This window comes from Streptomyces sp. NPDC001594, from assembly GCF_042893675.1.
Lineage (GTDB): Bacteria > Actinomycetota > Actinomycetes > Streptomycetales > Streptomycetaceae > Streptomyces.
On sequence record NZ_JBIAVB010000005.1, the window covers coordinates 266,852 to 293,706 of the forward strand.

General features: G+C 76.8%; 25 protein-coding genes. 13 read left to right on the top strand and 12 right to left on the bottom strand.

Going from position 1 to position 26,855, the window contains the following annotated elements; genetic code table 11:
• Positions 1 to 18: 18 nt before the first annotated feature.
• A complete protein-coding gene (locus ACFY0O_RS12715; protein ID WP_388946230.1) occupies positions 19 to 2,220 on the bottom strand; it encodes an MMPL family transporter in 2,202 nt (733 codons plus the stop codon).
• Positions 2,221 to 2,500: 280 nt separating this feature from the next.
• Between ACFY0O_RS12715 and ACFY0O_RS12720 the strand changes: the two genes are divergently transcribed.
• The 4 genes from ACFY0O_RS12720 to ACFY0O_RS12735 all read left to right on the top strand — a co-directional run bounded on the left by ACFY0O_RS12720 (position 2,501) and on the right by ACFY0O_RS12735 (position 5,156).
• A complete protein-coding gene (locus ACFY0O_RS12720) occupies positions 2,501 to 3,709 on the top strand; it encodes a sensor histidine kinase (protein WP_388946233.1) in 1,209 nt (402 codons plus the stop codon).
• Complete coding sequence (locus tag ACFY0O_RS12725; protein WP_388946235.1) at positions 3,706 to 4,374, top strand: response regulator; 669 nt, start codon at positions 3,706 to 3,708, stop codon at positions 4,372 to 4,374. Before ACFY0O_RS12720 ends, ACFY0O_RS12725 begins: the two co-directional genes overlap by 4 nt.
• A 138-nt stretch (positions 4,375 to 4,512) precedes the next feature.
• The gene (locus ACFY0O_RS12730; RefSeq protein WP_388946238.1) at positions 4,513 to 4,815 is read left to right on the top strand and encodes a hypothetical protein; all 303 of its coding nucleotides are present in this window, start codon (positions 4,513 to 4,515) and stop codon (positions 4,813 to 4,815) included.
• Positions 4,815 to 5,156 carry a hypothetical protein gene (locus ACFY0O_RS12735; RefSeq protein ID WP_388946241.1) on the top strand — a complete coding sequence of 114 codons (342 nt, stop codon included), beginning with the start codon at positions 4,815 to 4,817 and terminating at the stop codon, positions 5,154 to 5,156. Before ACFY0O_RS12730 ends, ACFY0O_RS12735 begins: the two co-directional genes overlap by 1 nt.
• A 7-nt stretch (positions 5,157 to 5,163) precedes the next feature.
• Here the strand turns inward: ACFY0O_RS12735 and ACFY0O_RS12740 are convergent, their stop codons facing one another.
• The gene (locus ACFY0O_RS12740; RefSeq protein WP_358893301.1) at positions 5,164 to 5,901 is read right to left on the bottom strand and encodes a hypothetical protein; all 738 of its coding nucleotides are present in this window, start codon (positions 5,899 to 5,901) and stop codon (positions 5,164 to 5,166) included.
• A gap of 61 nt (positions 5,902 to 5,962) precedes the next feature.
• The gene (locus ACFY0O_RS12745; protein WP_388946705.1) at positions 5,963 to 7,270 is read right to left on the bottom strand and encodes an MFS transporter; all 1,308 of its coding nucleotides are present in this window, start codon (positions 7,268 to 7,270) and stop codon (positions 5,963 to 5,965) included.
• A 128-nt stretch (positions 7,271 to 7,398) separates the two neighbouring features.
• Between ACFY0O_RS12745 and ACFY0O_RS12750 the strand changes: the two genes are divergently transcribed.
• Together ACFY0O_RS12750 and ACFY0O_RS12755 are read left to right on the top strand one after the other, a co-directional pair.
• Complete coding sequence (locus tag ACFY0O_RS12750) at positions 7,399 to 8,496, top strand: AI-2E family transporter (RefSeq protein WP_388946244.1); 1,098 nt, start codon at positions 7,399 to 7,401, stop codon at positions 8,494 to 8,496.
• 42 nt (positions 8,497 to 8,538) lie between these two features.
• Complete coding sequence (locus tag ACFY0O_RS12755; RefSeq protein ID WP_388946246.1) at positions 8,539 to 8,784, top strand: DUF6158 family protein; 246 nt, start codon at positions 8,539 to 8,541, stop codon at positions 8,782 to 8,784.
• 86 nt (positions 8,785 to 8,870) lie between these two features.
• On the opposite strand, the gene ACFY0O_RS12760 is transcribed toward ACFY0O_RS12755, so the two are convergent.
• Positions 8,871 to 10,205 carry a tetratricopeptide repeat protein gene (locus ACFY0O_RS12760; protein ID WP_388946249.1) on the bottom strand — a complete coding sequence of 445 codons (1,335 nt, stop codon included), beginning with the start codon at positions 10,203 to 10,205 and terminating at the stop codon, positions 8,871 to 8,873.
• 161 nt (positions 10,206 to 10,366) lie between these two features.
• On the opposite strand from ACFY0O_RS12760, the gene ACFY0O_RS12765 reads away from it, so the two are divergent.
• Together ACFY0O_RS12765 and ACFY0O_RS12770 are read left to right on the top strand one after the other, a co-directional pair.
• Positions 10,367 to 11,722, top strand: a complete 1,356-nt coding sequence (locus ACFY0O_RS12765; RefSeq protein ID WP_388946252.1) for a M64 family metallopeptidase — start codon at positions 10,367 to 10,369, stop codon at positions 11,720 to 11,722.
• 374 nt (positions 11,723 to 12,096) lie between these two features.
• Positions 12,097 to 13,422 carry a hypothetical protein gene (locus tag ACFY0O_RS12770; protein WP_388946255.1) on the top strand — a complete coding sequence of 442 codons (1,326 nt, stop codon included), beginning with the start codon at positions 12,097 to 12,099 and terminating at the stop codon, positions 13,420 to 13,422.
• A 356-nt stretch (positions 13,423 to 13,778) separates the two neighbouring features.
• Here the strand turns inward: ACFY0O_RS12770 and ACFY0O_RS12775 are convergent, their stop codons facing one another.
• The 3 genes from ACFY0O_RS12775 to ACFY0O_RS12785 are packed head-to-tail and all read right to left on the bottom strand — an operon-like array spanning position 13,779 to position 16,484.
• Positions 13,779 to 14,819, bottom strand: coding sequence for an NAD(P)/FAD-dependent oxidoreductase (locus tag ACFY0O_RS12775; RefSeq protein WP_388946258.1), 1,041 nt, complete (start codon positions 14,817 to 14,819; stop codon positions 13,779 to 13,781).
• Positions 14,816 to 15,349 carry an isoprenylcysteine carboxyl methyltransferase family protein gene (locus tag ACFY0O_RS12780; protein ID WP_388946707.1) on the bottom strand — a complete coding sequence of 178 codons (534 nt, stop codon included), beginning with the start codon at positions 15,347 to 15,349 and terminating at the stop codon, positions 14,816 to 14,818. Before ACFY0O_RS12780 ends, ACFY0O_RS12775 begins: the two co-directional genes overlap by 4 nt.
• A gap of 52 nt (positions 15,350 to 15,401) precedes the next feature.
• On the bottom strand, positions 15,402 to 16,484 hold the full coding sequence (locus tag ACFY0O_RS12785) for a type III polyketide synthase (RefSeq protein WP_388946261.1): 1,083 nt from the start codon (positions 16,482 to 16,484) through the stop codon (positions 15,402 to 15,404).
• An 89-nt stretch (positions 16,485 to 16,573) separates the two neighbouring features.
• On the opposite strand from ACFY0O_RS12785, the gene ACFY0O_RS12790 reads away from it, so the two are divergent.
• A complete protein-coding gene (locus ACFY0O_RS12790; protein ID WP_388946264.1) occupies positions 16,574 to 17,428 on the top strand; it encodes a UbiA family prenyltransferase in 855 nt (284 codons plus the stop codon).
• Positions 17,429 to 17,451: 23 nt separating this feature from the next.
• On the opposite strand, the gene ACFY0O_RS12795 is transcribed toward ACFY0O_RS12790, so the two are convergent.
• The gene (locus ACFY0O_RS12795) at positions 17,452 to 18,489 is read right to left on the bottom strand and encodes a PHP domain-containing protein (RefSeq protein WP_388946266.1); all 1,038 of its coding nucleotides are present in this window, start codon (positions 18,487 to 18,489) and stop codon (positions 17,452 to 17,454) included.
• 102 nt (positions 18,490 to 18,591) lie between these two features.
• Between ACFY0O_RS12795 and ACFY0O_RS12800 the strand changes: the two genes are divergently transcribed.
• On the top strand, positions 18,592 to 19,014 hold the full coding sequence (locus ACFY0O_RS12800; protein WP_388946268.1) for a YjbQ family protein: 423 nt from the start codon (positions 18,592 to 18,594) through the stop codon (positions 19,012 to 19,014).
• A gap of 44 nt (positions 19,015 to 19,058) precedes the next feature.
• Here ACFY0O_RS12800 and ACFY0O_RS12805 read toward each other — a convergent pair whose 3' ends face one another.
• On the bottom strand, positions 19,059 to 19,817 hold the full coding sequence (locus ACFY0O_RS12805) for a VOC family protein (protein ID WP_388946708.1): 759 nt from the start codon (positions 19,815 to 19,817) through the stop codon (positions 19,059 to 19,061).
• 106 nt (positions 19,818 to 19,923) lie between these two features.
• Positions 19,924 to 20,475 (bottom strand): HPP family protein, encoded by a 552-nt coding sequence (locus tag ACFY0O_RS12810; RefSeq protein WP_388946271.1) that lies wholly within the window; start codon positions 20,473 to 20,475, stop codon positions 19,924 to 19,926.
• Positions 20,476 to 20,751: 276 nt separating this feature from the next.
• Here ACFY0O_RS12810 and ACFY0O_RS12815 point away from each other — a divergent pair, with 276 nt between their 5' ends.
• Together ACFY0O_RS12815 and ACFY0O_RS12820 are read left to right on the top strand one after the other, a co-directional pair.
• Positions 20,752 to 21,246: a hypothetical protein gene (locus tag ACFY0O_RS12815; RefSeq protein WP_388946273.1), complete on the top strand. Its 495-nt coding sequence runs from the start codon at positions 20,752 to 20,754 to the stop codon at positions 21,244 to 21,246.
• 16 nt (positions 21,247 to 21,262) lie between these two features.
• Positions 21,263 to 22,237 carry an N-acetylglucosamine kinase gene (locus ACFY0O_RS12820; RefSeq protein WP_388946275.1) on the top strand — a complete coding sequence of 325 codons (975 nt, stop codon included), beginning with the start codon at positions 21,263 to 21,265 and terminating at the stop codon, positions 22,235 to 22,237.
• A 167-nt stretch (positions 22,238 to 22,404) separates the two neighbouring features.
• On the opposite strand, the gene ACFY0O_RS12825 is transcribed toward ACFY0O_RS12820, so the two are convergent.
• Together ACFY0O_RS12825 and ACFY0O_RS12830 are read right to left on the bottom strand one after the other, a co-directional pair.
• A complete protein-coding gene (locus ACFY0O_RS12825) occupies positions 22,405 to 22,818 on the bottom strand; it encodes a peptidase inhibitor family I36 protein (protein ID WP_388946277.1) in 414 nt (137 codons plus the stop codon).
• The gene (locus tag ACFY0O_RS12830; protein WP_388946280.1) at positions 22,811 to 23,779 is read right to left on the bottom strand and encodes a hypothetical protein; all 969 of its coding nucleotides are present in this window, start codon (positions 23,777 to 23,779) and stop codon (positions 22,811 to 22,813) included. The genes ACFY0O_RS12825 and ACFY0O_RS12830 overlap by 8 nt, the downstream gene beginning before the upstream one ends.
• A gap of 168 nt (positions 23,780 to 23,947) precedes the next feature.
• Between ACFY0O_RS12830 and ACFY0O_RS12835 the strand changes: the two genes are divergently transcribed.
• Complete coding sequence (locus ACFY0O_RS12835; RefSeq protein ID WP_388946282.1) at positions 23,948 to 26,818, top strand: hypothetical protein; 2,871 nt, start codon at positions 23,948 to 23,950, stop codon at positions 26,816 to 26,818.
• The last annotated feature ends 37 nt before the right edge of the window (positions 26,819 to 26,855 follow it).

Below are 26,855 nucleotides of genomic sequence, written 5' to 3' on the forward strand. Positions count from 1 at the left end.
CGGCCGGGACACCGGTCGTCAGCCGACCGGCACCCGCCCGGGCTCCGCCCGCACCGGCTCCCCGCCCGCCGCCTCGGCACGAGGCCGCACCGGCCACCACAGGGAGCGGCCCAACAGGGCGGCCAGGGCGGGGACCAGGACCACCGACAGGGCGAAGGCCGACAGCAGGATGCCCACCGCCGTGGCGAAACCGGTCTGCTGGAGGCCCGGTTGCGGGCTGACCGCCAGGCTGCCGAAGGAGGCGGCCAGCACCAGGCCGGCCGTCGCGACGGCCGGGGCCGTGTGCCGCACCGCACGGCCCACCGCCGCCCGCGCCGGACCGGGACGTTCCATCTCCTCCCGGATCCGGTCGGCGATCAGGATGTTGTAGTCGGTGCCCAGCGCCACGACGAACAGGAACAGCACCAGCGGCAGCGTGAAGTCCACCCCGGGCCGCCCCAGCCCGTGCTGGAACACCAGCGTCGCCGCCCCCAGCGTGGCCGTGAACCCCAGCCCCACCGCCAGCATCAGCACCACCGGCGCCAGCAGGCTGCGCAGCAGCACCAGCAGGATCAGCGCGATCAGCGCCGCCGCCACCGGGAAGATCACCTCCAGGTCCTCGCCGACCGCCACCGCGATGTCGGCGAACACCGCCGCCGTACCCCCGACGTGCGCCTCGGTTCCGGTCGGCACGTGCGCCCGTACGGTCTCCCGCACCGGACCGGACACCAGGTCGCGGGCCTGCTGCCCGCCCGGTTCGGCCGTCAGCAGCAGGTCGATGCGGGCGGCGCCGCGGTCCGCGCTGAGCACCGCCGGGGTCACCTGGCCGACCCCGGGCACCCGCGCCAGCGCCCCCGCCAGCCCCGCCACCCGCTCGGCGGTCATCGGGCGCCCGTCCCCGGCCTTCACGAACACCGTCGCCGGATCCGAGACCCCGGCCGGCATCGAGCGGGCGATCTCCTCCGCCGTCCGCACGGCCGCCGTCCGCTCACCGCCCGCGCCGCCCTGCCCGTAGTCCATCCGCACCCCGGACGCCCCCGCCGTCAACGCCCCGAGGACCAGCACCGCGCCCACCACCAGGGCCACCGGACGCCGGGCGACCAGCTCGCCGAGCCGGCCCGCCGCACCCGCGCGCGGCGCCCGCCGCAGGGACCTCGAGGGCCAGAACATCCGCCGGCCCGTCACCGCCAGCAGCGCCGGCATCAGCGTCAGGCTGCCCAGCAGCATCACCAGCACCGCCACCGCGATCGCCGGCCCCAGCACCCGGAACTGGCCGAAGGAGGCGATCCCGAGCGTGGCGAACGCCGCGACGATCGTCAGCGCCGCCGAGGTGACCGCCGTACCCACCCGGCCCGCCACCTCGGCCGCCGCCTCCCGGCCCGACTGCCCGGGATGGGCGCGCAGCTGCTCGCGGAAGCGGAACAGCAGGAAGAGGAAGTAGTCGATCCCGATGCCGATCAGCACCACGTTGATCAGCCCGGGCGTGGACGGGGCCAGGTCGATCCCGGTCAGCAGCGCCGCGCCGACCACCGCGCCCATCGCCGCACCACCCACGATCGTCACCGTCACCAGCGGCAGCAGGGCCGCCGCCAGACTGCGGAACACCAGGACGTGGAGCAGCACGATCAGTCCGGTCATCGCGAGGCCGACGACCAGGGTGCGGGTCTCCTCCGCGTCGACCGTGTCCACGGTCGTGGCCAGCCCGCCCGTGAACCCGGTCCGCAGCCCCGCCTCCTGGAAGGCGCCGCGCGCCTGCTCCCGGAAGGCCCGGTAGGTGCCCTGCACCCCCGGATCCTGCGGATTGCCCGTCAGCTCCACCGGGACCAGCCGGAAGGCCCGGTCCGGCGCCGTCGCCCCGGCCCCGATCCGGGGCACCTGGGAGTGGTCCTGCACCAGCGGCGGATCGTCCTTCGTGCGCGGCATGACCACCCGCTGGCGGCCCAGCCGCCCGGCCACCTCCGCGATCCGCCGCTCGTCGGCGGCCGTCAGCGCCGCCCCGTCCGTACGGGCCACCAGCACGGTCAGCGGGTCGGCGTCCGGCCGCACCCCGAAGTCCTCCTCGGCGATCCGCAGCGCGGCCGCCGAGTCGTAGCTCTCCGGCAGGAAACCGGCGTCGCCGGGTTCGGTTGCCCGGTACACGAACGCCTGGCCCAGCATGGCCAGCGCGATGCCCACCACCGCCCAGACGGCGATCACCTTCCACGCGTGTCTCGTCGAACATCCCGTCAGGGCGCGGATCACTTCTCTCCTCCGGTCTCTGCGAAGCCCCGCCGGCACGGTCACCGGCGGGTCTCCAGACCATCAGCCGCCCGGACCCGGCGCGTCGGGGCGCGGGAGGATCCGCACCCCGGGACCCCGGTCCGGGCCGCCGCCCGGACCAGGACTGAGGTCCTGGCCCGCTCCCCGACCCGAGGCCGCTGCCCCGACCAGGGCGTTTTGCCAGAATGGAGCTCCGCGGGGCGACCGCGCACCGCCCCGGACCGGCCCGGGCGGGAGCGGTCCGCGGAGGAGGCGGGATCCGATGGGCACGCGCGCCGAGCGCCTGGAGTGGACGCGGGGCGACGGACTGGTGGCGGTGGGGGCGGCGGCCACCGACCTCACCGGGCTGTCCCTCAGCGCCGTGGTGGACGGGACCCCCTTCACGGTCACCGGCGCGCTCGGACTGGTCCTGGCCGCCCTGACCCTCCTGTTCCGGCGCCGCCACCCGCTCCCGGTGCTCGGCGCCGTGCTCGCCCTGGGCCTGGTGGTGAACGTCGCCACCCCTGCGGCGCCGCACTTCGGCCTGACCCTGACCGTGGCCCTCTTCACCGTGGCCCGCCACTGCCGGCCCGCCGCGGTCGCCGCCGCCGGCCTGGCCACCGTCCCGCTGGCCGCCGTCGGCCTGGGCGGCTCCCCGCTCCCCTCGGGCGTGAACCTCCTCACCAACGCCGTCGCCGCCGCCCTGGTCGTCGGCGCCGCCGTCGCCGCCAACCGCTGGCAGCGGCAGGCCGAGGCCAACCGGTTGCTGCTCGCCGAACGCGCGGTGGCCGAGGAACGCCGCAGGATCGCCCGCGAGCTCCACGACATCGTCGCCCACCACATCACCACCATGCAGCTGATGGCCGGCGGCGCCCGCGTCAGCCTGGAGCACGACCCCGGCGCGGCCCGCGAAGCCCTCGTGACCCTGGAGGCCTCCGGCCGGATGGCCCTGGGCGAGATGCGCCAGCTCCTCGACGTCCTGCGGGCCGGGGAGGAGGCGGAAGCCGCCCCGCCCGCCCCGCAGCCCGGCGCCGACGACCTCCAGCGGATCGTCACGGAGTCCCGGCTGGCCGGGATGGACACGGAGTTCACCGTCCTCGGAACGGTCCGCCCGCTCCCGCCCACCGTCGGCCTGACCGTCTTCCGGGTCGTCCAGGAGGCCCTGACCAACGCCCGCAAACACGCCGGGAACGCGAACGCCCGGGTCCGGCTGACCTACCGGCCGCAGGAGGTGTCGGTCGAGGTGTGCGACGACGGCCCCGGCGACGGGCCGCCGCGCCGCACACCCGCCCGGCCGCGGACCGGCCCCGGTGGGTACGGTCTGATCGGCATGCGCGAACGCGTCGCCCTGCACGGCGGCACCCTGGAGGCCGCCCCCCGCGAGGACGGCGGCTTCCGCGTAGCGGCCCGCCTCCCGGCCCCGGCCGCCGCCGCGGCCCCGGCCGCCGCCGCGGCCCCGGCCGCCGCCGAAGGAGAGGACCACCGCCGATGATCCGCGTACTGATAGCCGACGACCAGCCGCTGGTGCGCCGCGGCCTGAGCCTGATCCTGGGGCCGCACCCGGACGTCGAGGTGGTCGGCGAGGCCGGCGACGGCGCCGAGGCGGTCTCCCTCGCCCGGGAACTGCGTCCCGACGTCGTCGTCATGGACATCCGCATGCCCGTCCTCGACGGGGTCCGCGCCACCGAGGAGCTGGCCCGGGTCCACCCCGCCTCCCGGGTCCTGGCCCTGAGCACCTTCGACATGGACGAGTACGTGGTCGCCGCCCTGCGCGCCGGCGCCCACGGCTTCCTGCCCAAGGACGTCTCCCCGGAGGAGCTGATCGCCGCCGTCCGGACCGTCCACACCGGCGAGGCCGCCGTCGCCCCGAGGCTGCTGACCCGGCTCCTCTCCGCCTACGTACGCACCCCCGCGCGCGAACCCCGGCCCGCCCCGGCCGCCCCCGCCGGACTCACCCCGCGCGAGCTGGAGATCTGGCGGCTGCTCGCCACCGGCTCCGACAACGCCGAGATCGCCGCGGAACTGGACATCAGCGTCTCCACCGTCAAGAACCACCTCACCGGTGTCTTCGGCAAGCTGGGCGTCCGCGACCGCGCGCAGGCGGTCATCGCCGCCTACGAATCGGGCCTGGTGGAGGCAGAACGGAGGAGCACTTGATCACCAACTGCCCCCACACGGCCCGATTTCCCCGGCAGGGGAGGCTCTGACCTGCCCGAACACGGGCCGATTCACCCGTGCGGAGGAGGCGCCACCCATGGCACAGTGCCTGGAGCGCAACCTCCGGAAGGAGCCCCCATGCCTGACCCGCGCCCCGCGCCGCCGCTGCTGTCGGCCGCGCCCGAGTGCCGGACCGAGCCGGGCCCGCTGCCCGACTGCCCCCGCTGCGCCGCCCCGCCGGAGCGGATCTCCTGGCGCCAGCGCCCGGGCGAGCCGGTGGTCCTGGTCTTCGACCCCTGCGGGCACCGCCACACCTCCCCGGCCCCGCCCCTCCTCGCCGTCACCCCCCTCCCGCCGCCCCGTGCCGGGAGGGCCCGCGTGACCTCGTATCCTGCATCCGAGCTCACCCACGAGCGGCTTCGACGAACGGGAGAACCCTGATGGACGTGCAGCACTTCGAGCGGATCACCGCGTTCATCGAGGCGCGGCTCATGCCGCTGTTCGACGCGGAGACCGGAAGTGAGCGCGGCTTCGCCATGGACGACACCTCCCGGGCCCTGCGCGCGCTGCGCAACAGCGTGCTCGAGGCCTCCGCCGTCAAGGGGCTCATCGCCACGCGGGAGACGGCCGAGCCGCTCGTGCGCAAGGTCATCGACCAGTCGGTGGAGCACCACTGGGACGTCCTGCGCGGCATCGCCCGCCAGTGGGAGGACCACGCCGACTTCCGCAAGGAGTTCAAGCGCCACGCCTGGGAGCTCGACACGGCCCCCGCCTCCGCCTGACCCCCCCTCAGCGGCTGGGCGCGCCGCCGAGCCAGTAGCCGATCCGGCGCTCCAGCCCGCTCCAGCGCCGGTCGTGCCGGTAGGCGCGCCGCAGGGTACGGGCCCGGGTCCGCGGGCGCCGGCCGTAGAACCGGCGCGCCCACGGGGACGCCGGCCGGGCCAGCCGCACCGCCGCGATCAGCGCGATCAGCGGCACCACCACCCCGAACACCGCGAGCCGCGGCTTGCCCTTGAACAGGGCCACCACGGCCAGCAGCAGGTTGAACAGCACGGTGAGCGCGAGGAACAGACGGTTCTCCAGCTGGTCCTCGCTCAGGCCGTCCACGCCCAGCGGCAGGAACCCGCACAGCAGCAGTCCCGCCAGGGCCGAGGTCATCACCACCACCTCGACGCTGAGCGTGCCCTCCTCGCTCCAGTAGACGTCGCTCAGGTGCAGGATCAGCGCGAACTCGTCCAGCACCAGGCCCGTTCCCATGCCGAACAGCACGGCCGCCACCCACGACCCCCACCCCGAGCGGCCCCCCGCGATCGCGGTGAAACCGCCGACGGTCATCAGGATCACCCCGGGCACGCAGTGGTGGACGTGCAGACCGCCCGGGGTGACGTTGCGGAAGGGACCCTTCCCGGCCCGGATCATCCGGGTGATCATCCGAGTGGCCAGGAAGGTCACGACGAACGCGGTCAGGGCCAGGAGCAGGGGCAGCTTCCCCGGCTCCAGGATGTTGCGGTACCACCAGTCGCCCATGCCGTCACCCTCGCGGCGCGGGCCGCCCCGCGCACCACGGGGACCGCCGTTCGGGCGCCGCTCAGACCGGCGTGCCCGCCGGGTCCGCCTCCGGGGCGGCGCCCTCCGCGGCGGCCGCCTCCCGCGCGGCCCGGCGGCGCAGCGCGTCCTCGTCGGTGTCCGCGTTGTACGAGATCAGCTTCGGCAGCAGCGCCGCCAGCAGGGCCACCGAGGCCACACAGGCCAGGCCGCCGCTCCAGAACGCCGGCCGGGTCCCCGTCCAGCCCGCCATCGTGCCCGCCCGCACCTGGCCCAGCTGCGGCCCGACGCTGTACGAGAGCACCTCGATCCCCGCGAGCCGCCCGCGCAGCTCCTCCGGGATGGTCTGGTTCCAGATGGTGGAGCGGCCCAGCGCGCTCAGCATGTCGCCGGCGCCCGCCGCCGCCAGGCATACCAGCACCAGCCAGACGTTCGAGAACCAGCCCGCCGCGGCGATCGCCAGCCCCCACGCGGCCGCCCCGAACACCACCAGCAGCCCGTGCCGCCGTACCCGCGACACCCAGCCGCTGGTCAGCCCCAGCACCAGGGAACCCACCGCGCCCGCCGCGTACATCAGGCCCAGCGCCCACTCGGCGTCGAGCTCGTCCGCGAGGAACGGGAAGATCGTGTTCGGGAAGGCGAAGAACATCGCCGCCAGGTCCACGGCATACGTCCCCAGCAGCACCGGCCGGCTCCACGCGTACCGCGCCCCCTCGGCGATCGAGCGCAGCGAGGGCCGCTCCGCACCGCCCACGGGCGGCGCCGGGCGCAGCCGCGCGCACAGCACCACCGAGACGGCGAAGCCCATGACCGTCACCGCGTACGCCGACGCGTAGCCGAAGTACGCGACGACCACCCCGGCCAGCGCCGGTCCGGCGATCGCCCCGGCCTGGTAGCGCAGCGCGTTCAGCGCGGCGGCGGCCGTCAGCTGGTCGTGCGGCACGATCCGCTGCATCAGCGAGTCCAGCGCCGGCCGCTGCAGCCCGCTCAGCGCCGACACCCCGGCCGCCACCACGTACAGCGGCCACAGCACCGGATCCGGCAGCAGCGCGTTCACCAGCAGCACCAGCGCTAGCACCCCGAGCCCGGCCTCGGTCAGCAGGATCAGCCGCCGCCGGTCCACCGCGTCCGCGAGCGCGCCCCCGTACAGCCCGCACACCACCAGCGGCACCAGCTCCACCGCGCCCATCGCACCGACCGCCAGCGGCGAGTCCGTCAGGTGCTTGATCTGCAGCGGCAGGGCGATCATCGCCATGAACGAACCGAAGTAGGTGACCGTGCCCTGGAAGAAGAGGAGCCGGAAGTCACGGCTGGAACGCCAGGGGGACAGGTCGGGCAGTACGGAAGACAGACGGGAGCTACTCACAACGCGCCATCGTGCGGGCCTGCCGCGCCGTCCGGCAACGCATTTTCCCCCCGGACGGGTCAAAACGGCGTCCGGCGCGTGGCACGGCCCCCCGCCGGTGGCACCCATGGACCATGCCGCCGGTGTCCCCGTTCCTGCGTACGGCAGCGTCCTATGCGTGGCGCCTGCTGGTGGTGGGGGCTGCCGTCTACGGGGTCTTCGTGGTCCTGGGCCGCTTCCACGAGATCGGCGTCGCCCTGTTCCTCGGCCTGGTGATCACCGCGCTGCTGTCCCCGCTGTCGCGGCGGCTGGCCGTGCTGGTCCCGCGCTCCCTCGCGGTGGCCGTCAGCCTCGTCGGCAGCACGGTCGTCCTGCTCGGCGTGCTCGCCCTGGTCGGGGAGGCGGTGGCGGGGGAGAGCGAGACCCTGGTCAGGGAGTTCCGCGAGGGCCTCGTCAGCATCCAGAAGTGGCTGGAGCGTCCGCCGTTCCGGCTGAAGTCGGAGGCCCTCGCCGACATCCAGTCCCGTATCGCCGACTACCTCTCCTCCCACCGTGCGACCCTGCTCAGCACGGCCGTCAGCGGTGCCGGGCACGTGGTGCAGGTGCTGACCGTCCTGGCGCTCGCGGTGTTCTCCTCCGTCCTCTTCCTGCACGGCGGCGACCGGCAGTGGGCCTGGTTCTGCGCCCAGCTGCCCGAGGGGGCGCGCGAACGGGTGGGCGTCGCCGGGCGCGCGGCCTGGCGCACCTTCACCGGCTACACGCACGGGATCGTGCTCGTCGCGGGCACCAACGCGGCCCTCGTCGGGCTCGCCCTCTACCTCCTCGGGGTCCCGCTGGCCCTCCCGCTGGCCCTGCTGGAGTTCTTCGCCGCCTTCGTCCCCCTGATCGGATCCCCGGTCGCGCTGGCGATCGCCGCGGTGGTCGCGCTGGCCGCGAAGGGGCCGGTCATCGCGGGGGTGGTGGTCGCCCTCATCGTGGTGATCGGCCAGATCGAGGGCCATCTGCTGCATCCGCTGGTGATGAGCTGGGCGGTGGCGCTGCACCCGCTGGTCGTGGCCGTCTCCGTGGTCGCGGGGGCCATCGCGGCCGGGGTGGTCGGCGCGGTGGTCGCCGTACCGCTGGTCTCGGTGACCTGGTCGGTCCGCACCGCGCTGCGCGCCCACGCCGCGGCGGCCGAGCCCCTGCCGCCGCCCGAGCCGCCGCCCTTGGCGGGGTCCGGGCCGGACGGCTGAACCGGCGCGGGCCGTCTACCGTAGGACGTGGAGGTGGTTGCCATGGCAGAGCGCTCCGGCGGAGCGGCGCCGCGGAGTCTCGGGGACGACCGGTTGCTGAAGGAACTGGAGACCATCCACCGCACCCGGCACGAGACCCTGCTCCACGGTTCGGACGACGCGCTGGCCACGCATACGCAGCGGCTGAAGGAACTGGAGGACGAATACCTCCGCCGGCACCCGCAGCGCGCTCCCGCCTCGGCCCGCACCCGCGAGGGCGCCCGAGCCCGTGCCTCGGGCGAGCCGTAGGGGTTGGCCCGGCCGGGGCGCGGGGTCTGGGGCGGAGCCCCAGGGAACGGGGCGGGTAGGGGACCGCTCCGCGCAGCGGCGGGGCCTCAGCGGAAGGCGGGGGCCGCCGGGGCCGGCCCCAGGGTGGTGGTGCCGGGGGCGGCGCGGTGCCCCAGCCCCGTCCGGTAGGCGTCCAGCGCCGCCTCGGTACGGCCCGCCCTCCGCAGCAGATCCCCCAGCAGCCGGCACAGGTCCGCCAGGTCCCCGCCCGCCCCGCTCCGCTCCAGCAGCGCCAGCGCCCGTACGTAGTGCTCCTCGGCCGCCTCCGGCTCCCCCCGCTCCTCGGCGATCAGCCCCAGCAGCCGGTGCGCCCCGCCCGCGTGCACCGCGCCCGGGTCCGAGCCCTCCGCCAGCAGCCCCGACACCAGCTCCGCCGCCTCCTCGTAGCGGCCCAGCCGGCGCAGCACGTCCGCCAGCTCCACCTCCACCTGCGCCGTGTACAGCGCGGCCCGGCGGGCCGTGAGCATCTCCCGGGCGATCCGCAGCTCCCGCTCGGCCGCCGCCAGTTCCCCGTGCTGCGCCTGGACGTAGCCCCGCATCCAGTGGCAGTGCGCCAGATCGGTGCGCAGCCGCAGCTGCCGGTAGACGGCCTGGGCCTTCGCCAGTGACGCGTCGGCGTCCGCCACCCGCCCCTCGGCGAGGAAGGTACGGGCCACCTGCCGGTGCATCCCCGCCACCAGGGCCGGGTCGGCGACCTGGGGGGCCAGGGCCAGCGCCAGTTCCGCCGCGTGCGCGGCGCGGGCGTGGGCGCCCATGTCGATGTACGGGCCGATCACCGCCGAGTACAGCAGCACCAGCGCCTCCGGATCGGCGAGCCCGCCCGCGTTGAGTCCGTCGATGGCGGACTCCAGCAGGTAGCAGGCGTACCGCAGTTCACCGGCCAGCAGGTGCGCGACTGCCCGGCCGCGGATCGGCCGCGCCCGGCGGGGGAGCGGTTCGCCGGACAGGAGCTGCTCCGCCGCCTCGAAGTGCCCGGCGGCCTCGGTCAGTTCCCCCGCCTCCAGCGCGCAGTCGCCGAGCCCCAGCAGGGCCTCCGCCCGCTCGTCGGCCAGCCCGAGCCGCTCCGCCTCCGCGAGCAGCCGGCGGAAGTGGTCCGCGGCCTCCCGGGCCGAGCCCGTGGCCAGGGTCCGCTGGGCGTCGGTCAGGGCCAGCCGCAGTTCCGTGCCCAGGGAGGCCGGCCGTCCGGTGGCGAGTTCCTCGTAGGAGGTGCCGAGCCGCCCGGCGAGGAACCGCAGCGCCGTCTCCGAGGGCCGCACCTTCCCCGCCTCCAGGGTGGACACGTACGCCGGGGTGTACGCGGGCTCGGCCAACTGCCGCTGCGTCAAACCGCGTTCACCGCGCAGCCGCTGCACCCGGCGTCCGATCTCGGACGGTTCGTCCATGAACTCCCCCTGTTGTCCACGAGGTTTCCTCAACTCCCCAGTATCCGGCGGGAGCAGGCCATTGCGCACGCCCTCGGGCGCCCTCTAGTTTAAGCAGCCGGTTCAGCAGAGTTAACCCTGCACTTAACCCCCCTCGACTTCCTGCCCCGGCGGAGGACTTCATGAAGAGAACCGCCCGAACGGCCCTGCGTGCGACGCTCGCGGCCGTCTGCGCGAGCGCCGCCCTCCTGGCCGCTTCGGCCGTACCCGCGACGGCCGCGCCGCCGCCCGGCCCGAGCGCCCGTCCCGGCGTCGAGGCCGAGATACCCGGGCCGGAACACGGCGGCGAAGCCGGATCCGGCCGCACCCGGGTCCCGGCCGCCGGCCGCGCGAAGGCCGCGCCCCGCCTCTCCGAGTCCGCCCGGGCCGCGGACGGGCAGGTCACCAAGACGGTCGACAACGGGCCCGTCTCCGACCGGCTCGACGTGGTCTTCGTCGGCGACGGCTACACCGCCGCCGAACTGGACCGCTTCCACGCCGACGTCCGCGCCAAATGGGCCGAGATCACGGCCGTGGAGCCCTACACGACCTACCGCGACCTGTTCAACGTGTGGACCGTGGACGCCGTCTCGGCCCAGTCCGGGGTCTCCGGCGACCCGGGCCCGGACGCCGTCCGCGACACCGCGCTCGGCTCGTACTTCTGGTGCGAGTCCATCGAGCGGCTGCTGTGCGTGGACCAGCCCAAGGTCGACGCGTACGTGGCGAAGGCGCCCGCGGCCGACCTGGTCGTCGTCCTCGCCAACAGCGCCAAGTACGGCGGCGCCGGCTACAACGAGCCCAGCCCCACCCTCGGTTACGAGGGCATCTCCACGGCCTCCGCCGGCCACCCCAAGTCCGGCCAGGTCGCCATCCACGAGACCGGCCACTCCCTCGGCAAGCTCGCCGACGAGTACTTCTACCCCGGCGTCCCCGACTACGAGAAGTACACCGGCCCCGAGCCCGCCGACCCCAACACCTCCACCCTGGACGCCGGCGCGATGGCCGCGCAGCGCGCCAAGTGGTACCGCTGGCTCGGCGAGACCTCACCGGACGGGGGGACCGTCGGCGCCTACGAGGGCGGCGGCTACTACGTGACCGGCCTCTACCGGCCCACCGACAACTCGATCATGCGGGTGCTGGGCAAGCCCTTCAACCTGCCCGGGGTGGAGGCGATGATCGCGGGGTTCCAGCGGCATGCCCGCCTGGTCACCCCGCTCACCCCCACCGACCGGACCCTGCGGCTGAGGAACACCGCGAAGGCCGCCGTTCCGCACCTGGCCTCCGCCGACGGCCGGCAGCCGACGGTCCGCTGGTACCTCGACGGCCGCGAGCTGAAGCGGTTCGCGGGCCGGACGGAGGTACGGGTCGCCGAACTGTGGCTGCTGGACCTGCGCACCCACAAGCTGTCGGTGACCGCCGAGGACCGCACCCCCGCCGTCCGCGACCCGGAGATCGCCCGGAGCCTGTCCTCGACGGCGACCTGGGACGTCCGGCTCTAGGGCCGCCCCGCCCGGCACGCACGCCGGCTGAACGAGTCCCCTCCCCGGGCCGGATCCGCTCCCGCGTCCGGCCCACGGGGCGGCGCGCCGGACACCGTCCGGCCGTCCCTCGGTCGGCGGGGAGGGCGTGGCGACGCGGCCCGGGGGTGGGGCCAGGGGCCGCCACTGTGCCCGGCCCGCTACCGCGCGGGCCGTCTCGGTCCCGGGGTGTCCGGTCCCACGCCCCGGACGCGCCGGGGCGCCCCCCGTTTGCCCGCCCCGAATGGCGCAGTGCGGGCCGGTGCCGCTCAATGTCACCAAGCGTGCGCTTCCCATGACGCACGATGACCGGCGTGCGATGCGTAGACCCGCGCGTCGGCGAGACGGAGCTTTCCATGAATGACCCCAGCACCCTCGCGGCGGCGAACCACGGCGACCGCGACGGCGTCCCCACCCCCACCCCTGAACCGACCGCCGACCCCCACACCGAGCCCTTCGCCTCCCCAGCCCCCCTCGAACCCCCCGCCCCCGCGCTCCACGCCTCCCCGGCCGTACACCCGGCTCCCGCCGCGGAGCCCCCCGACGCCCCCCGGCCCCCCAGGGCCGCGGACCCGGACGACCCGGCGGCCGGGCCCGCACCGCGGCCGGAGCTCCACCCCCTCCCCGAAGCCGCCGGCCCCGACCCTCGACCCATAGCGGTGTCCCCGCTACCGAACGCGGGGTTCCATACCGACCGCCGGCCCGCTCTCCAGGAGGCCCCGGCGGCCGACCCGGCCCCCGCCCCGCACCCCGAGCCGCTGCGCACCCTGCTGGAGACGGCCGCGACCTGCCGGCCCGTCGAGGAGGTCACCGCGCTGGTGGGGCTCCTCAAGGACTCCGGCCGGCTCGCGAACCCCGGGCACGACGCCCTCCGCGCGGCCGCCGTCGCCCGACCGGTCGAGGAGGTCCGCCGGATGGTCGCCCTGCTGGGCGAGCACCCCGACGAGGAGGCCGAGGCGGACATCGCCCTGCGCGCGGCCGCCATCGGCCGGCCCATCGAGGACGTGGCCCTGCTGGCCACCATCCTCGACCCGGAAGGCCCCGGCGCCGCCCCCGAGCCCGGCCCGGACGCCGCCCCCGCGGGCAGCCCGGCGGCCCGGACGGCGGCCACCGCGGACCCGGCGGCCCAGGCGGCGGACCCGGCCGCCCGGCCCGACCAGCCCGACCGGCCCCCGGCCGGGGCCGCGGCACCTCCGCCGGATCCCGCCCCGCAGCCCCCGCCGGTCCGTGCCACGGTCCCCGTTCCCGCCCCCACGGCGGCCGACGCCGTCGCGGCCCGGGCGGCCCGGCGCGGGGGAGTGCTGGGCCACGTACTGCGCTGGCCCACCGCCGCCGCCCTGCTGTTCTGCGGGGTGCTGCACCTGCCGGGCAACCTCGCCCAGCCGCCGGAGCCCGGCCGGCTGGTGCCCCTGGCGGTGGCCCTGCTCTGCCTGCCGCTCGGCGCCCTCCTCGCCGTCCGGGACACGCCGGCGGTGTGGCGGGGGGCGGCGGTGGCCACGCTGGCCGTGGTCGCGCTGCACATCGTGGGCGGCGTCGCGTACTTCAACCCCCTCGACGGCACCCTCGGCGCCCCGTACCCGTGGGCCGGCGTCGCGACGGTACTCGCCGCCGGCACGGCAGCGATCCTGTCCGGCGTCGCCCTGACCTACCGCCCGCGCCCCCGCACCGACGAAGGGGCCTGACCCCGGCGAAGGAGCCCCCCGGCCGCGCCCGGCCGGGGGGCTTCTTCCCCGTATCCAGGCAGCCCCCGCACCATGCTGATCAGGGCCGGCCCCGCTCGACGGCACCCCGCCGGTTCCCGCCGGCGCGTCGTCCACCCCGGACCGCAGCCGGTCGGCCGTGCCGTCGCCGGCCGCGGCGGCCGCGCGGGCGAGGATCCGTACGGCGGCCAACGCGGCCACCCGGCCAGGGCCCCGGCCGTCCGGCGGGTCACAGCCGCGTCCCCGGCATCCGGCAGCAGTCCCGGCAGAGCGTCCGAGGCCCCGGGAACCCCGGCCGACGGGACGAGCTCGCGCCCGGCACGGCCGGCCCCGGCCGCCTACCGCGCCAGCAGGTTCACCGCCCCCGTGAACGCCCGCGGCATCCGGGCCGCCAGCGGGACGATCCGCCCCGCCAGCGGGGCCCGGCGGCGGGCCCACAGCAGGGCGGAGGTCAGGGTGCGGTAGGCACGCGACAGGTCGCGCCAGGCCCGCTCGTACTCCTGCGGCCGGCCCGCGCGCACGCAGCGTACGAGTTCCCCCGCCGCCGACACCGCCAGGGTCAGCCCCTCCCCGGTCAGCGCGTCCACGTACCCCGCCGCGTCCCCCACGAACAGCACCCGCCCCGCCACCCGGGTCCGCGCCCGCTGCCGCAGCGGTCCGGCGCCCCGCACCCCCGTGCCCCGGCCGGGCGGTGCCGGCAGCCGGGCCGTCAGCAGGGGGAAGCGGGCCAGCTGCACGTCGAACGGGGCCTGCTCCGAGGTCAGTACCGCCACCCCGATCCGGTCCGCCCCCAGCGGGGTCACGTACGCCTCGGCGCCCCGGGCCCAGTACACCTCGACCAGGTCGCTCCACGGCTCCACCGCGTAGTGGCGGCGCAGCCCGTACCGGGCGGCGGCGGTGCGTCCCGGCGCGGCCGGTACCGCCAGGCCCAGCCCGCGCCGCACCGGCGAGTGCAGTCCGTCCGCCGCCACCAGGTAGCGGGCCGTCAGCCCGGCCGCCCACACCCGCCGTCCGTCCTGGCGGACCTCCCCGGCACGCCGCGCGAGGACCCGTACGCCGAGCGCCGCCGCGCGGTCGGCGAGCGCGGCCTGGAGTTCCGTACGGCTCCACCCGCGCCCGGGGCCGGAGCGGAAGAGCGCCTCCGCGCGCAGCCCCGTCGCCCCGTCCACATAGCCGATCCCGTGGAACGGACGGCCCGTCACCGCCACGCCCAGCTCCTCCAACCGCCGCACCGCGCCCGGCATCAGCCCCTCCCCGCAGGCCTTGTCGATCGGCGTGGGCCGCGGTTCCAGGACCACCACCTCCAGTCCGGCCAGCGCCCCGTGGATCGCGGTCGCCAGCCCGGCCGGGCCGCCGCCCGCCACCAGCAGGTCGATCACCGCACCAGGCCCAGCAGCGGATCGGCCGTCCGGGCGTACGTGAGCGCGGCGTTCTCGCAGCGGATCCGCACCCGCAGCAACAGGGCGTTGAGCAGGGTGAACGCGAGCGCGGTCACCCATGCCGTGTGCACCAGCGGCAACGCCAGCCCCTCCAGTACGACCGCCGCGTAGTTCGGGTGCCGCAGCAGCCGGTACGGCCCCGCCGCCACCAGGGGCAGCCCGGGCACCACGATGACCCGGGTGTTCCAGCGCGGGCCCAGGGACAGGACGCACCACCAGCGCAGCCCCTGCGCCGCCGCCACCACCGCGAGCGCCGGCCAGCCGAGTGCCGGCAGGAAGGGCCGGTGCACGGCCTCCGCCGCGCAGCCCGCGAGCAGGGCGACGTGCAGGGCGACCATGGCCGGGTAGTGGCCGCGGCCGTACTCCCGGCCGCCGCGCGCCAGGCTCCAGCCGGCGTTGCGCCGGGCCGTGGCCAGCTCGGCCAGCCGCTCCGCGGCGACCACCGCGAGGAGGAGGAAGTACCAGGCCAGCGGGGTCGAGGGGGTCAGGGTCTGGAGGGACGGCAACAGCGGCATGGGCACCTCACCAGCGCAGCAGGACGAGTTCGGAGGCGAAACCCGGACCGAAGGCGAGCATCAGCCCCGTCGATCCGGGCGCGGGCGGCCCGGCGGTCTGGACGGCGCCGAGGATGTGCAGGACGGACGCGGAGGAGAGGTTGCCCACGGTCGCCAGCGAACGGCGGCTCGCCGCGAGGGCGGCCCCGGGCAGCCCCAGGGAGCCGGCCAGTACGTCGAGGATCCGGGGGCCGCCCGGGTGGCAGATCCAGACGTCGACGTCGGCGGGCTTGAGGTCGTGCCCGGCCAGGAAGGACTCGACCTCCTCCACCACGTGCAGCCCGACCAGCTCGGGCAGCTCCCGGCCCAGCACCATGCGCAGGCCCCAGTGGCCGATGTCCCAGCCGAGGAGGTGCTCGGTGCCCGGGTAGAGGCGCGCCCGGGCGTCCAGCACCCACGGCCCGCCGGCCCCGGCCCCGGCGTCGGCATCGGCGTCGTGGAGGGGGTGCTCCGCCCCCACGGCGACCAGGGCCCCGCAGCCGTCGCCGAAGAGGGCGCCCGCCACGAGGTTCGCCATCGAGGTGTCGGCGGGCTGGAGGGTGAGCGAGCACAGCTCCGTGGACAGCAGCAGCGCGGCCTGCCCGGGGCGGCCGGCCAGCTGCTCGTGCAGCATCCCCAGCCCCGCGGCGCCCGCCGCGCAGCCCAGCCCGAACAGCGGGACGCGCCGTACGCCGGGCCGCAGCCCCGTGCGGGAGGCGAGGCGGGCCTCCAGGGACGGGGTGGCGAGCCCGGTGACGGTGGTCGACACCACGAGCCCGATCTCCGGCGCCGCCAGGCCGGCCCCGTCGAGGGCCCGGCCGACCGCCTCGGCACCGAGCTCCAGGGCCGTCCGGACGAAGAGGGCGTTGGAGGTGCCGAAGTCACCGCCGGGGCCGTAACGTTCCAGCGGCTGCGCGAGGTGGCGGAACCCGACCCGCGCGGAGGCGTGCACCCGGCGCAGCAGGGCCGCGTCGGCGCCGGGCGGCAGACACCGCACCAGCGCCTCCGTGATCTGGGCCTGCGGATACCGGTGGGGCGGGAACACGCTGCTCACCGACAGGACACGGGTCATTGGCCCAACATAGGGAAGAACGCCGCCAATCGGGCAGAAGCGCGCGAAGGCGGGCATTTCTTACCGCCGTCACGGCGTAGCGTGACGCCGTGCCCGTCCGCTCTCCCGCCTTCCCCCTACCGACGGTCCCGGTGGCCGGCCTGCTGCGGTCCTGCCACCCCCTCCCGGCCGCCGCCGTCACCGTCTTCGCCGCCGTCCTCGCGGCCGCCGCCGGGCGCGGGGCTGCCGGCACGGCCCTGACGGCGGGCGCCGTCGCGGCCGGGCAGCTCTCGGTGGGCTGGTCCAACGACCGCCTCGACCTGCGGCGCGACCGGGCCGCGGGCCGCCGTGACAAACCGCTGGCCACGGGCGGGGTCCCGGCGGCCGCCGTGACCGCCGCCGCCCTCACGGCGCTGGCCCTGTGCGTACCGCTGTCCCTGGCCGCCGGCCCGGCGGCGGGGGCCGCGCACCTCACCGGGGTGGCGGCCGCCTGGGCGTACAACCTCCGGCTCAAGGGCACGGCCGCTTCCTGGCTCCCGTACGCCCTGGCCTTCGGCCTGCTCCCCGCCTTCGTCACCCTCGGCCTGCCCGGCGCGCCCTGGCCGCCGCCGTGGCTGACCGGGGCCGCCGCGCTGCTCGGCGCGGGCGCGCACTTCGCCAACGTCCTGCCCGACATCGCCGACGACCTCGCCACGGGCGTCCGCGGCCTGCCGCAGCGGCTCGGCCCGCGCGCCTCGGCGGCACTGGCCGCCCTCCTGGTCCTCGGCTCGGCGGCCCTCCTGGTCCTCGGCCCGTCGGGGCACGCCACCCCGTACGGCCTGACCCTCCTGGCCCTGACCGCGGCCCTGCTCCTGGCCACGGCCGGGGCGCCCGGCCGGATCCCGTTCCTCGGCGTCCTGACGGTCGCGGCCGCCGACGTCCTGCTCCTCCTGACCCGCAGCGCCGCCCAGGCCACGCCCTGGTGACACCCCCGCCCGGCCCCGCGCCCCTACGCCGGAGGCCGACGGGTGTGTGTCCAGGTCAGGAGGGCGTCGGCCGGCCAGGTGTTGACCACTCGCTCCGGGGGGACCCCGCACTCCACCGCCCGGGTGCAGCCCAGGATCTGCCAGTCCAGCTGGCCCGGGGCGTGGGCGTCGGTGTCGATCGCGAAGAAGGCGCCCGCGTCGACCGCCAGCCGCAGCAGCCGCCGGGGCGGGTCCAGACGCTCCGGGCGGCTGTTGACCTCCACGGCCGTCCCCGACTCCGCGCAGGCCGCGAACACGGCCTCGGCGTCGAACGTGGACTCCGGCCGCGTCCGGCCCGTCACCAGCCGGCCCGTGCAGTGCCCGAGGACGTCCATCAGCGGATTGCGCACCGCCGCCAGCAGGCGCCGGGTCATCGCCGGCGCCTCCATCCGCAGCTTCGAATGGACGGACCCCACCACCACGTCGAGCCGCTCCAGCAGCTCCGGCTCCTGGTCGAGCGAACCGTCGAGCAGGATGTCGCACTCGATCCCGGTGAGCAGCCGGAACGGCGCCCACCGCTCGTTCAGCTCCGCCACCACCTCCAACTGCTCGCGCAACCGCTCCGGCGACAGGCCCCGGGCGACCTTCAGGCTCGGCGAGTGGTCCGTCAGCACCGCCCACTCGTGCCCGAGCCCGGCCGCGGCCCGGCCCATCGCCTCGATCGGACTCCCGCCGTCGGACCAGTCCGAGTGCAGGTGGCAGTCCCCGCGCAGGGCCGCGCGCAGCGCCACCGCGGCGGGGTCGGGCGGCGGCCCCTCCGGCATCGCCGCGGCCTCGTCCTCCAGCACCCGCAGGTACTGCGGGACCTCCCCGAGCAGCGCCTCGCGCACCACCTGGGCGGTCTTGGGCCCGATGCCCTTGACGGCCTCCAGCGTCCCGGCGGCGGCCCGCCCGGCCGTCTCCGCCTCACCCATCCGGGTCAGCGCCGACGCCGCCGTCCGGAAGGCCCGGACCCGGTACGTGGGGGCCTGCGCACGCTCCAGCAGGAAGGCGATCCGGTCCAGCGCGGCCACCGGGTCCATGGGCACCTCCTCACGCTGCCAGTGTCCCAACGCACCCGGGCGGCGGCGAACGCGCGGCGGCGCACCGGCGTACCGGCGGCCGGGTGCGCGATCATGGACGGCATGTCCGACCGATTCGCCACCCGCGTCCTCGACCTGACCACCGGCCGCGCCGAGACCGTCACCGACCTGACCCGCGCCTGCGAGCGCTTCCTCACCGAGGAGGCGGCCGGCCGCGACGGCCTCCTCAACGTCTTCGTCCCGCACGCCACCGCCGGCATCGCGGTCATCGAGACGGGCGCCGGCAGCGACGACGACCTGCTCGTAGCCCTCCGCGACCTGCTCCCGGCCGACGACCGCTGGCAGCACCGCCACGGCTCCCCGGGCCACGGCCGCGACCACGTCCTGCCCGCCTTCGTACCCCCGCACGCCACCCTGCCGGTCGTCGGCGGCCGGCTCCAGCTCGGCACCTGGCAGTCGGTCTGCCTGGTCGACACGAACAAGGACAACCCCGACCGCCAGGTCCGCCTCACCTTCCTGGGCTGACCCCCGACCACTCCAGCGTTCCCGCCCGCGACAGGGCGTGGGCGTCAGGCCGGCTCGGCGGTTTCCGGAGCCGTGACCCGTTCGGTGAGGGTGAACAGGGCGCCGTCCGGGTCGCGCAGCATGATCGAGCGTTCCCGGTCGTCCGTCGTGACCACCGAGACGGTCCGGCCGCCGAGTTCGAGGGCCGCCTCCACCGCCGGTTCCAGCTCCGGGACGCGGAAGTGGACGTGCCAGCGGGGCCGGGTGTGGGGGGTGTACGCGCCCACCTCCACCGGGCCGCTGTCCAGGCGGGCGACCGGCTCGCCGCCCTGGCGGAGGACGACCTGCTCCTCCTCGTAGGAGACCTCGCAGCAGCCGCTGCGGCCCGTGGCCCACTCCAGCACCTCCCCGTAGAAGAGGGCCGCGTCGAAGGCGTTGCGGGTGCGCAGCTCCAGCCAGGCGGGTGCCGGGCCCAGGCCCACGCGCCAGCCCGCGGTGACCGGGCCCTGCCAGATCCCGAACACGGCGCCGTCGGGATCGGCGACCAGTGCCGCCCGGCCGCCGCCGGGGAAGGAGACGGGGCCCACCGCGACCGTCCCCACCCGCTCGCGGATCCGGGCCGCCGCCACGTCGACGTCGTCGACGGCGAAGTACGGGGTCCAGGCCACCGCCACGGCCAGATCGCCCGCCAGCGCCCCGATCCCCGCGACCGGCACGCCGTCCTGCACGGCCACCGAGAACGCCGAACCGAACCGGGCCGGACGGAAGGTCCACCCCACGACCGCGCCGTAGAAGCGCTGGGAGGCCTCCAGGTCGCGGGCCATCAGGCTCACCCAGCAGGGGGCCCCGAACACGTCCCTCGTAGAAATCTCCACGGACAAGGAGTAGCGCCGGGCCCCCTCCGTGCGGCGCAGGCGCGCCCGCAGGTCATCACCACCAGTAGGCGGGGTACCTCGGGGCGGTGCGGCGGATGCGGGAGCCGGCGTAACCGGTGAGGACCAGCAGGACCGTCGAGCCGAACAGCAGCGGGACGAACCGGGCGGGCGCCGGGGACTGGAGCACGGTCACCACGGCCGTGGCCACGGCGGGCGAGTGCGGGGTGCGGGCCAGGGTCAGCAGGGCCAGGGTGAGCCCGGCGGCGAGGGCCGCCGCCCAGGCGGAGCTTCCGGCCGCGGCGAGCACCGTGTAGCCACAGGCCGCGCCGATCAGGTGGCCGACGATCACCCCGCGCGGCTGGGCCAGGGGCAGGGTGGGCGCGCTGTGCACGAGCGCGGCGCTGGCGGCGAGCGGGGGTATGAGCACCGGCTCGTGTATCGCCGCGCCGATGGCGACGAGGGCCAGCAGGACCGTCGTGGCGGCGCTGACGCTGTGGAAGGCCGCGACCGCGCTGGGCCGGGGCGGGGCACCCGGCGCCGTTGCGGGCGGGACGGGCGGGACGGGAGTGGCGGGCGCGGTGGGCGTACTGGTGGTCGCGGTAGGCATGCGGGAGCAGGATTTCGGTGCGGGGCCGGGGCCGGGGCAGGGAGGTCGGGCGGCCCACCCGTCACGGTGGTCGACCGGAGGGCGGGGCCGCGCGGCCGACGCGTGTGCGGCCGACACGATCCGGACATAACTGTATCGGCCACGCGTACCCCGTCCGGCAGCGGGGGTGGACGCCGGTCCCCCGGGAGGGGGGACGGCGGCGAACCGCGGCGGCATGGGCGACGTGATCGTGTATGACTGCGAAGGCACGCCGAAAGCAGGGAAGGACCGGCCCGCATGACGACCCCACCCCGTCCCGCCGGGGTCCTGACGGACCTCGACGCCGTGATCGCCGAAGCCCCCGAGGACTCGACCGGAGCCCTGTGGCGGCTGACCGGGGCCGGGCGCGCACTCGACTCCAACCTGGTCCGCCTGCTCCCCGGCGCCGCCATCGCCGAGCACACCGAGCCCCTCCTCGACGTGCTGCTCGTCGTCGTGGCCGGCGGCGGCCGGCTCGAGACCCCGGACGGCCCGCACGCGCTGCGGCCCCACGCGGCGTGCTGGCTCCCGCGCGGCACCCGGCGCTCCCTGACGGCCGGGCCCGGGGGCCTGGCGTACCTGACGGTGCACACCCGCCGCCCGGGCCTGGGCATCGCCCCCGCCCCCGCCCCCGATGACGAGGGCGGCGAACCGGCCTGCCTCCTGAACCGGGTCTGTCCCGCCTGCGGCCGCCCCGCCACCGAGGCGGCGGCCGCCTACTGCTCCCGCTGCGGGACGGAACTCCCTGACTAGGGGGGAGGGCGGACCGGTGGCGGGCGGCGGCGGACTGGTGCTGGGCATCGACGGCGGAGGGTCCGGGGTGCGGGCGGCGGTCGCGGTCGCGGCCGGGGGCCCCGTGCTGGCCACGGCTTCGGACGGGGCGGCCAACGTGCGGTCGGTGCCGGAGCCGGTGCTGACCGAGCGCCTGACCCGGGTCGTGGGGCGGGTGCTGCCCCCGGGCCGCCCGGCGGACCTGGTCTCCGTCGTCGCCGGGTTCGCCGGGGCCGGGATCCCGGGCCGGGCGGGCGACGCCGGGCAGCGGGTGGCCGCCCGGGCCCTGCGCACCGCCCTGGCCCGCCACGGCTGCTCGCCCGCGCACGTCCGCGTCGCCGCCGACTCCGAGGCCGCCTTCGCCGCCGCCCCGGGCTGTCCGCCGGACGGCCTGGCGGTGATCGCCGGCACGGGCGCGGCCGCCACCCGGATGCGCGGCCACCGCCTCGCCGCGACCGCGGACGGCTGCGGCTGGCTCACCGGGGACGAGGGGAGCGGCTTCTGGATCGCCCGCGAGGGCGTGCGCCGGGCGCTGCGCGCGCTGGACGGGCGTGGTCCGGGGACCGTGCTGGTGGCCCGGCTGGCCGAGGCCTTCGGGAGGCCCGCCCCCGACCCGCCGTCGCTCCGCTACGCCCTCGTCGACGGGGCGCTCGACGCGGCCGCGCCCGTCCGGCTGGCCCGCCACTGCCCGGTGGTGGTCCGGGCGGCGGCCGACGGGGACGCGGTGGCCGTGGCGATCCTCGACGGGGCCGCGGACCTGCTGGCCGGGAGCACGGCGGCGCTGCGGCCCCGGCCCGGCGAACCCCTGGTGACGGTGGGCGGCCTGCTCGGCCCGAGGGGGCCGTTGCTGGAGCGGTTCACGGACCGGGTGGCCGGCTGGGGCCTGGTGCCGCACCCGGTCGAGGACGGCCTCGCCGGCGCGGTCGCCCTGGCCCGCGCGGCCTGCGCACCCGGGGCGGGCCCGAGCGGCTGACCGTCCCTGGCCGCCTGTCCGCCCGTCTGCCTGTTTGTCCGCCCGTCCGCCCGTCCGCCCGTCGCCCGTCCGTCCGTCCGCCCGTCCGCCCGCCCGTCCGCGCGGACGGACGGACGGCCGCCGGGGCCCGCCGCCCAGTAGGGCGGCGGGCCGTCGGCCGCGCGGGGTCAGAAGCCGCAGTTGGTCACCCACTTGTGGGAGGAGATCCGGTCGTTCCACTCCCACGGGATGTTGCCCGCCGAGCCGTTGGGGGCGCAGGTCGAGGCCCCGCCGTAGTTGATGTCCTCGTACACCCGGACGTCGCCCAGCGCGCCCGAGTAGCCGTTGTTCCACCAGGACGAGGCCCGGTCGTTCATGTTGAAGTTGCCGCCGGCGCCACAGGTGCGCCAGTCGGCGTCGTTGCCGCTCCAGCCGCAGGCCGGACCGCCCCGGTTGGTGTCCGCCCACACCCAGTAGTTGCCGTCGGCCGCCACGCCGGAGGCGTCGGCCGGGGCGGCGGTGGCGGTGCCCAGCGTGCCGGGGAAGACCAGCAGGGGCAGGGCGAGGGCGCAGGCCAGCATCGTCGTACGGAACTCAACCACGGGAACCTCCGGATGATGTCGTTCGGTCGTACTGGGACACGACGCGCTCCGCGGTCGGGAGCGCGGCGTTCTGGAGCCGGCGGCCGAGGGTGATGTCGTCCTGGTGACGCGTTCGGACTTCCTCCCCGTAGGCCCGGTCCAGAGCTTGGGAGACCCGGCCCAGCCCGGAGCTGGTCGCACAGGTCGCTTCGGTGACCGCCAGCGCGGTCTCGGCGGCGTCGGCCCGGTCCGGCGGGAGCCCCTCGGCGAGGGCGGCCGCCGCCTGCCGGGAATCGGCCGGGGAGGCGTAGGGCCGGCCCGCCTCCGCCATGCAGGCCGCCCACCGGCCGACCGCCTCCGCGTACCGGGCGTCGCTGCGCACCCGCTCCTCCTGGGCGGGCCGCAGGTTCATCGTGACGACCTTGACGCGGAACCAGGCGGGCAGGTCCCCGTAGAGGGTCCGCTGCGCCCGGGCGATGCACCCGTTGGTACTGGCCGTCAGGGTCATCCCGGTGGGCGCGGTGGCCGACAGGCCCGTGGGGGAGGCGCCCATCAGCGCGGTCCGGGCGGCCGCGCGCTCGCGGGCCGGGAGCCGGTGGAACCAGAGCTGGTTGGGGTCGGCCGCCCGGGCCTCGGCCTCGGCCCGCTCCGCCCGCCCGCCGTATCCGTGGGCGCGGGCCCAGTCCACGTCGTCCACCCCGTACGGGAAGGAGCGCGCGGCCCCTTCCTCCCGCACGGGTTCGGTCACGGCGTACGTGAACCCCCGCGCCGCCATGCAGCGGCTGATCAGGATCTGCTCGGCCCGGGCCAGGACGCGGGACTGGCCGGCGGTCGGCTCGGCAGCGGAGGCCCGGTCCACCGCGGCGGCCCGCTCGGCCGACGGGGCCCGCCCCCGCTCCGGAGCCCCGCCGTCAGCGCAGCCGGCCAGGGCCAGCGCGGCCGTCAGGGCCACCGCCACCGGGGCCGTTCGTCCTCGCCTCATCCGTCGCGACCCCCTCCGAGGGTGTGGGCGCCGCCCTGCGCGGCCCGCCGTCCGACACAGGTGTAGCCGCCCGGCGTTGTTCGCCGTCGGCGCCCTGGAACTGAACAAACAATTGCTGAACAATCCACCCCGGCAGGTCCAAAACGGTCCCGGGGGAAGGGGCGGCGCATGGCACGCAAGGAACGTCCGCTGGAAGGGGAGGACGGGCCTCTGCTGGAGTTCGCCACCGCCCTGCGCCGGCTGCGCCACGAGGCCGGCTCGCCCCCGTACCGCGACATGGCCGAGCGCGCCCACTACTCCGTCGCCACCCTGTCCGGCGCCGCCGCCGGACGCCGGCTGCCCAGCCTCGACGTGACCCTCGCCTACGTCCGCGCCTGCGGCGGGAACGCGGACGCGTGGGAACGCCGCTGGCACGCGGCGGCCGTGGAACTGGCGGCGGACGGCCCCGGACCGGGGCCCGCCGGTGCCGACGCCGCGGGGGCGACGGCCGCGCAGGGGCTCCCGTACGTCGGCCTCGCGCCCTTCCGGACGGAGGACGCGGCCCTCTTCTTCGGGCGTGAACGCCTCGTGGAGGACCTCTTCACCGCCCTGACCCGGCACCGGGTGGTCGCCCTCGTCGGCGCCTCCGGGGCCGGCAAGTCCTCCCTCCTGCACGCGGGCCTGCTGCCCCGGCTGCACGCCGACACCCCAGCCCGCGAAGTCACCGTCCTCACCCCCGGCCCGCACCCCCTCGACCGCGCCCGCCGCGCCCTCGGCATCGACCGCCCGGAGCCCGGCACGGACCCCGCCGCAGCCCCCGGTACGGCCGAACGGGTGGTGATCGTCGACCAGTTCGAGGAGGTCTTCACCGTCTGCGCCGACCCCGACGAGCGCTCCCGGTTCGTCACCGGACTCGTCGCGGCGGCCCGGCGCCCCGGCTCAGGCTGCCGGGTGGTCCTCGGCGTGCGCGCCGACTTCTACGCCCACTGCACCCGCCACCCCGAACTCGTCGACGTGCTCCGCGAGGCCCAGGTCGTCGTCGGCCCGATGAGCGCCGCCGAACTGCGCCGGGCCGTCGTCGAACCCGCCCGCCGGGCCGGACTCACCGTCGAGGGCGGCCTCCAGGCCACCCTCGTCGCCCACGCGCACGGCCAGGTCGGCGTCCTGCCGCTGCTCTCGCACTCCCTGCTGGAGACCTGGCGCCGGCGCCGGGGCGCGGCCCTCACCCTGGACGGGTTCCATGCCGCCGGCGGCTTCGAGGGGGCCCTCGCCCAATCCGCCGAGGCCCTGTACGACTCCATCTCCGCGCCGCAACAGCGCCTGGCCCGGCAGGTCTTCGTGCACCTCATCGCCCTCGGCGAGGGCACCGAGGACACCAAACGGCCCGTCGACCGGGTGGAACTGGGCCAGGACGCCGACACCCGCACCGTCCTCGCCCGGGCGGCCGCCCTGCGCCTGCTCACCCTCGGCGACGGAGCCGTGGAGCTCACCCACGAGGCCCTCATCCGGGCCTGGCCCCGGCTGCGCGGCTGGCTCACCGACGACCGCGAGCGGCTGCGCCGCCACCGCCAGCTCGCCGACGCCGCCCGTGCCTGGGAGGCCGTGGGCCGTGACCCCGGAGCGCTGCTCCGCGGCGCCCCGCTCGCCCTGGCCCGTGAACTCACCGCCGACGGGGGCCCCGTCCTGACCGCCGCGGAAGCGGAGTTCCTGGCCGCGGGCGCCGCCGCCGAGGCCGCCGCCGGGGACTCGGCCCGCCGCCGCACCCGCCGGCTGCGCCTGCTGGTCGGCGCGCTCGCCTGCCTCGTCGTGGTGGCGGCCGTCGCCACCGGCAGCGCCGTCCGGGCCGAGGACGAGGTCACCCGCCAGCGCAACGAAGCGGTCGCCCAGAACCTCGCCGAGACCTCCGCCGACGTGGCCGCGGCCGAACCGGGCCTCGCGGTACAGCTGGGCCTGACCGCCTACCGGCTCTCGCCGACGGCCCGCACCCGCGACGGCCTGCTGTCCGCGCTGATGACCTCGCTGCCCGCGCACGGCAAGGAGGTCGTCGCCGTCGCCTACCGCCCGGACGGCCGCCAGCTCGCCACCGCCGGCGGGGACCGCACCGCCCGACTGTGGCGGACCCGGGGCAGCGGCCGGCCCGACCCCGTGGCCACCCTCGGCGGCGAGGGCGCCCCGCTGCGCGCCCTCGCCTACCGCCCGGACGGGCACACCCTGGCCACCGCCGCGGCCGACGGGGCGGTCCGGCTCTGGGACGTCACCGACCCCGCCCACCCCGCCGTCACCGCCGGGCTCCCCGCGCGGGAGGCCGACGTGCGCGCCCTCGCCTTCAGCCCCGACGGCCGCACCCTGGCCACCGCCGGAGCGGGCGGCGGCGTCCGCCTGTGGGACGTCACCGACCCCGCCGGCCCCGCCGAGACCGCGACCGTCCGGGGGCACCGGGACACCGTCCGCGCGGTGGCCTTCAGCCCCGACGGGCGCACCCTCGCCACCGGCGGCGAGGACACCACGGTCCGGCTGACCGACGTCGGCGACCGCACCCGGCCCGAGCCGCTGGCCGTCGTCGGCGGCCACGACACCGCCGTGTTCTCCGTGGCCTTCGCCCCCGACGGCCGCACCCTCGCCACCGCCTCGGGCGGCCGCACCCCGGTCCGGCTGTGGGACCTGGCCGAGCCGCGCCGCCCCGCCCCGCTCGCCACCCTGACCGGGCACACCGACGTCGTCGGCGGGGTGGCCTTCGGCCCGGACGGCCGCACCCTGGCCAGCGCGAGCGACGACCGGACGGTCCGGCTGTGGAGCGTGGCCCGCGGCGCCCGCCCGTCCCCGCTCGCCACGCTGACCGGCCACGTCACCGCCGTCGGTTCCGTCGCCTTCAGCCCCGACGGGACCGTTCTGGCCTCGGGCGGCTACGACAGCACCCTGCGGCTGTCCGCGACCGACCTCGACCACGCCCTGGCCGGGGCCTGCGCGCACACCGGCCCGCGGATCACGCGCGCGCAGTGGGCCTCGTACATGCCCCATCTGGACTACTCGCCGCCGTGCAGCGGCCTCGAACGCCCCTGAACCCCTACTGTTCCTCACGTCCCCCCGCGGAAGGCAC

Coding starts and splice junctions, on each gene's coding strand:
- ACFY0O_RS12795 (WP_388946266.1), bottom strand. CDS start 18,489: ATGGACCCGGTGGCCGCGCTGGACCGGATCGCCTTCCTGCTGGAGCGT.
- ACFY0O_RS12725 (WP_388946235.1), top strand. CDS start 3,706: ATGATCCGCGTACTGATAGCCGACGACCAGCCGCTGGTGCGCCGCGGC.
- ACFY0O_RS12810 (WP_388946271.1), bottom strand. CDS start 20,475: ATGCCTACCGCGACCACCAGTACGCCCACCGCGCCCGCCACTCCCGTC.
- ACFY0O_RS12750 (WP_388946244.1), top strand. CDS start 7,399: ATGCCGCCGGTGTCCCCGTTCCTGCGTACGGCAGCGTCCTATGCGTGG.
- ACFY0O_RS12770 (WP_388946255.1), top strand. CDS start 12,097: ATGAATGACCCCAGCACCCTCGCGGCGGCGAACCACGGCGACCGCGAC.
- ACFY0O_RS12805 (WP_388946708.1), bottom strand. CDS start 19,817: ATGGCCCGCGACCTGGAGGCCTCCCAGCGCTTCTACGGCGCGGTCGTG.
- ACFY0O_RS12785 (WP_388946261.1), bottom strand. CDS start 16,484: ATGACCCGTGTCCTGTCGGTGAGCAGCGTGTTCCCGCCCCACCGGTAT.
- ACFY0O_RS12730 (WP_388946238.1), top strand. CDS start 4,513: ATGCCTGACCCGCGCCCCGCGCCGCCGCTGCTGTCGGCCGCGCCCGAG.
- ACFY0O_RS12740 (WP_358893301.1), bottom strand. CDS start 5,901: ATGGGCGACTGGTGGTACCGCAACATCCTGGAGCCGGGGAAGCTGCCC.
- ACFY0O_RS12835 (WP_388946282.1), top strand. CDS start 23,948: ATGGCACGCAAGGAACGTCCGCTGGAAGGGGAGGACGGGCCTCTGCTG.
- ACFY0O_RS12760 (WP_388946249.1), bottom strand. CDS start 10,205: ATGGACGAACCGTCCGAGATCGGACGCCGGGTGCAGCGGCTGCGCGGT.
- ACFY0O_RS12755 (WP_388946246.1), top strand. CDS start 8,539: ATGGCAGAGCGCTCCGGCGGAGCGGCGCCGCGGAGTCTCGGGGACGAC.
- ACFY0O_RS12800 (WP_388946268.1), top strand. CDS start 18,592: ATGTCCGACCGATTCGCCACCCGCGTCCTCGACCTGACCACCGGCCGC.
- ACFY0O_RS12815 (WP_388946273.1), top strand. CDS start 20,752: ATGACGACCCCACCCCGTCCCGCCGGGGTCCTGACGGACCTCGACGCC.
- ACFY0O_RS12720 (WP_388946233.1), top strand. CDS start 2,501: ATGGGCACGCGCGCCGAGCGCCTGGAGTGGACGCGGGGCGACGGACTG.
- ACFY0O_RS12765 (WP_388946252.1), top strand. CDS start 10,367: ATGAAGAGAACCGCCCGAACGGCCCTGCGTGCGACGCTCGCGGCCGTC.
- ACFY0O_RS12735 (WP_388946241.1), top strand. CDS start 4,815: ATGGACGTGCAGCACTTCGAGCGGATCACCGCGTTCATCGAGGCGCGG.
- ACFY0O_RS12830 (WP_388946280.1), bottom strand. CDS start 23,779: ATGAGGCGAGGACGAACGGCCCCGGTGGCGGTGGCCCTGACGGCCGCG.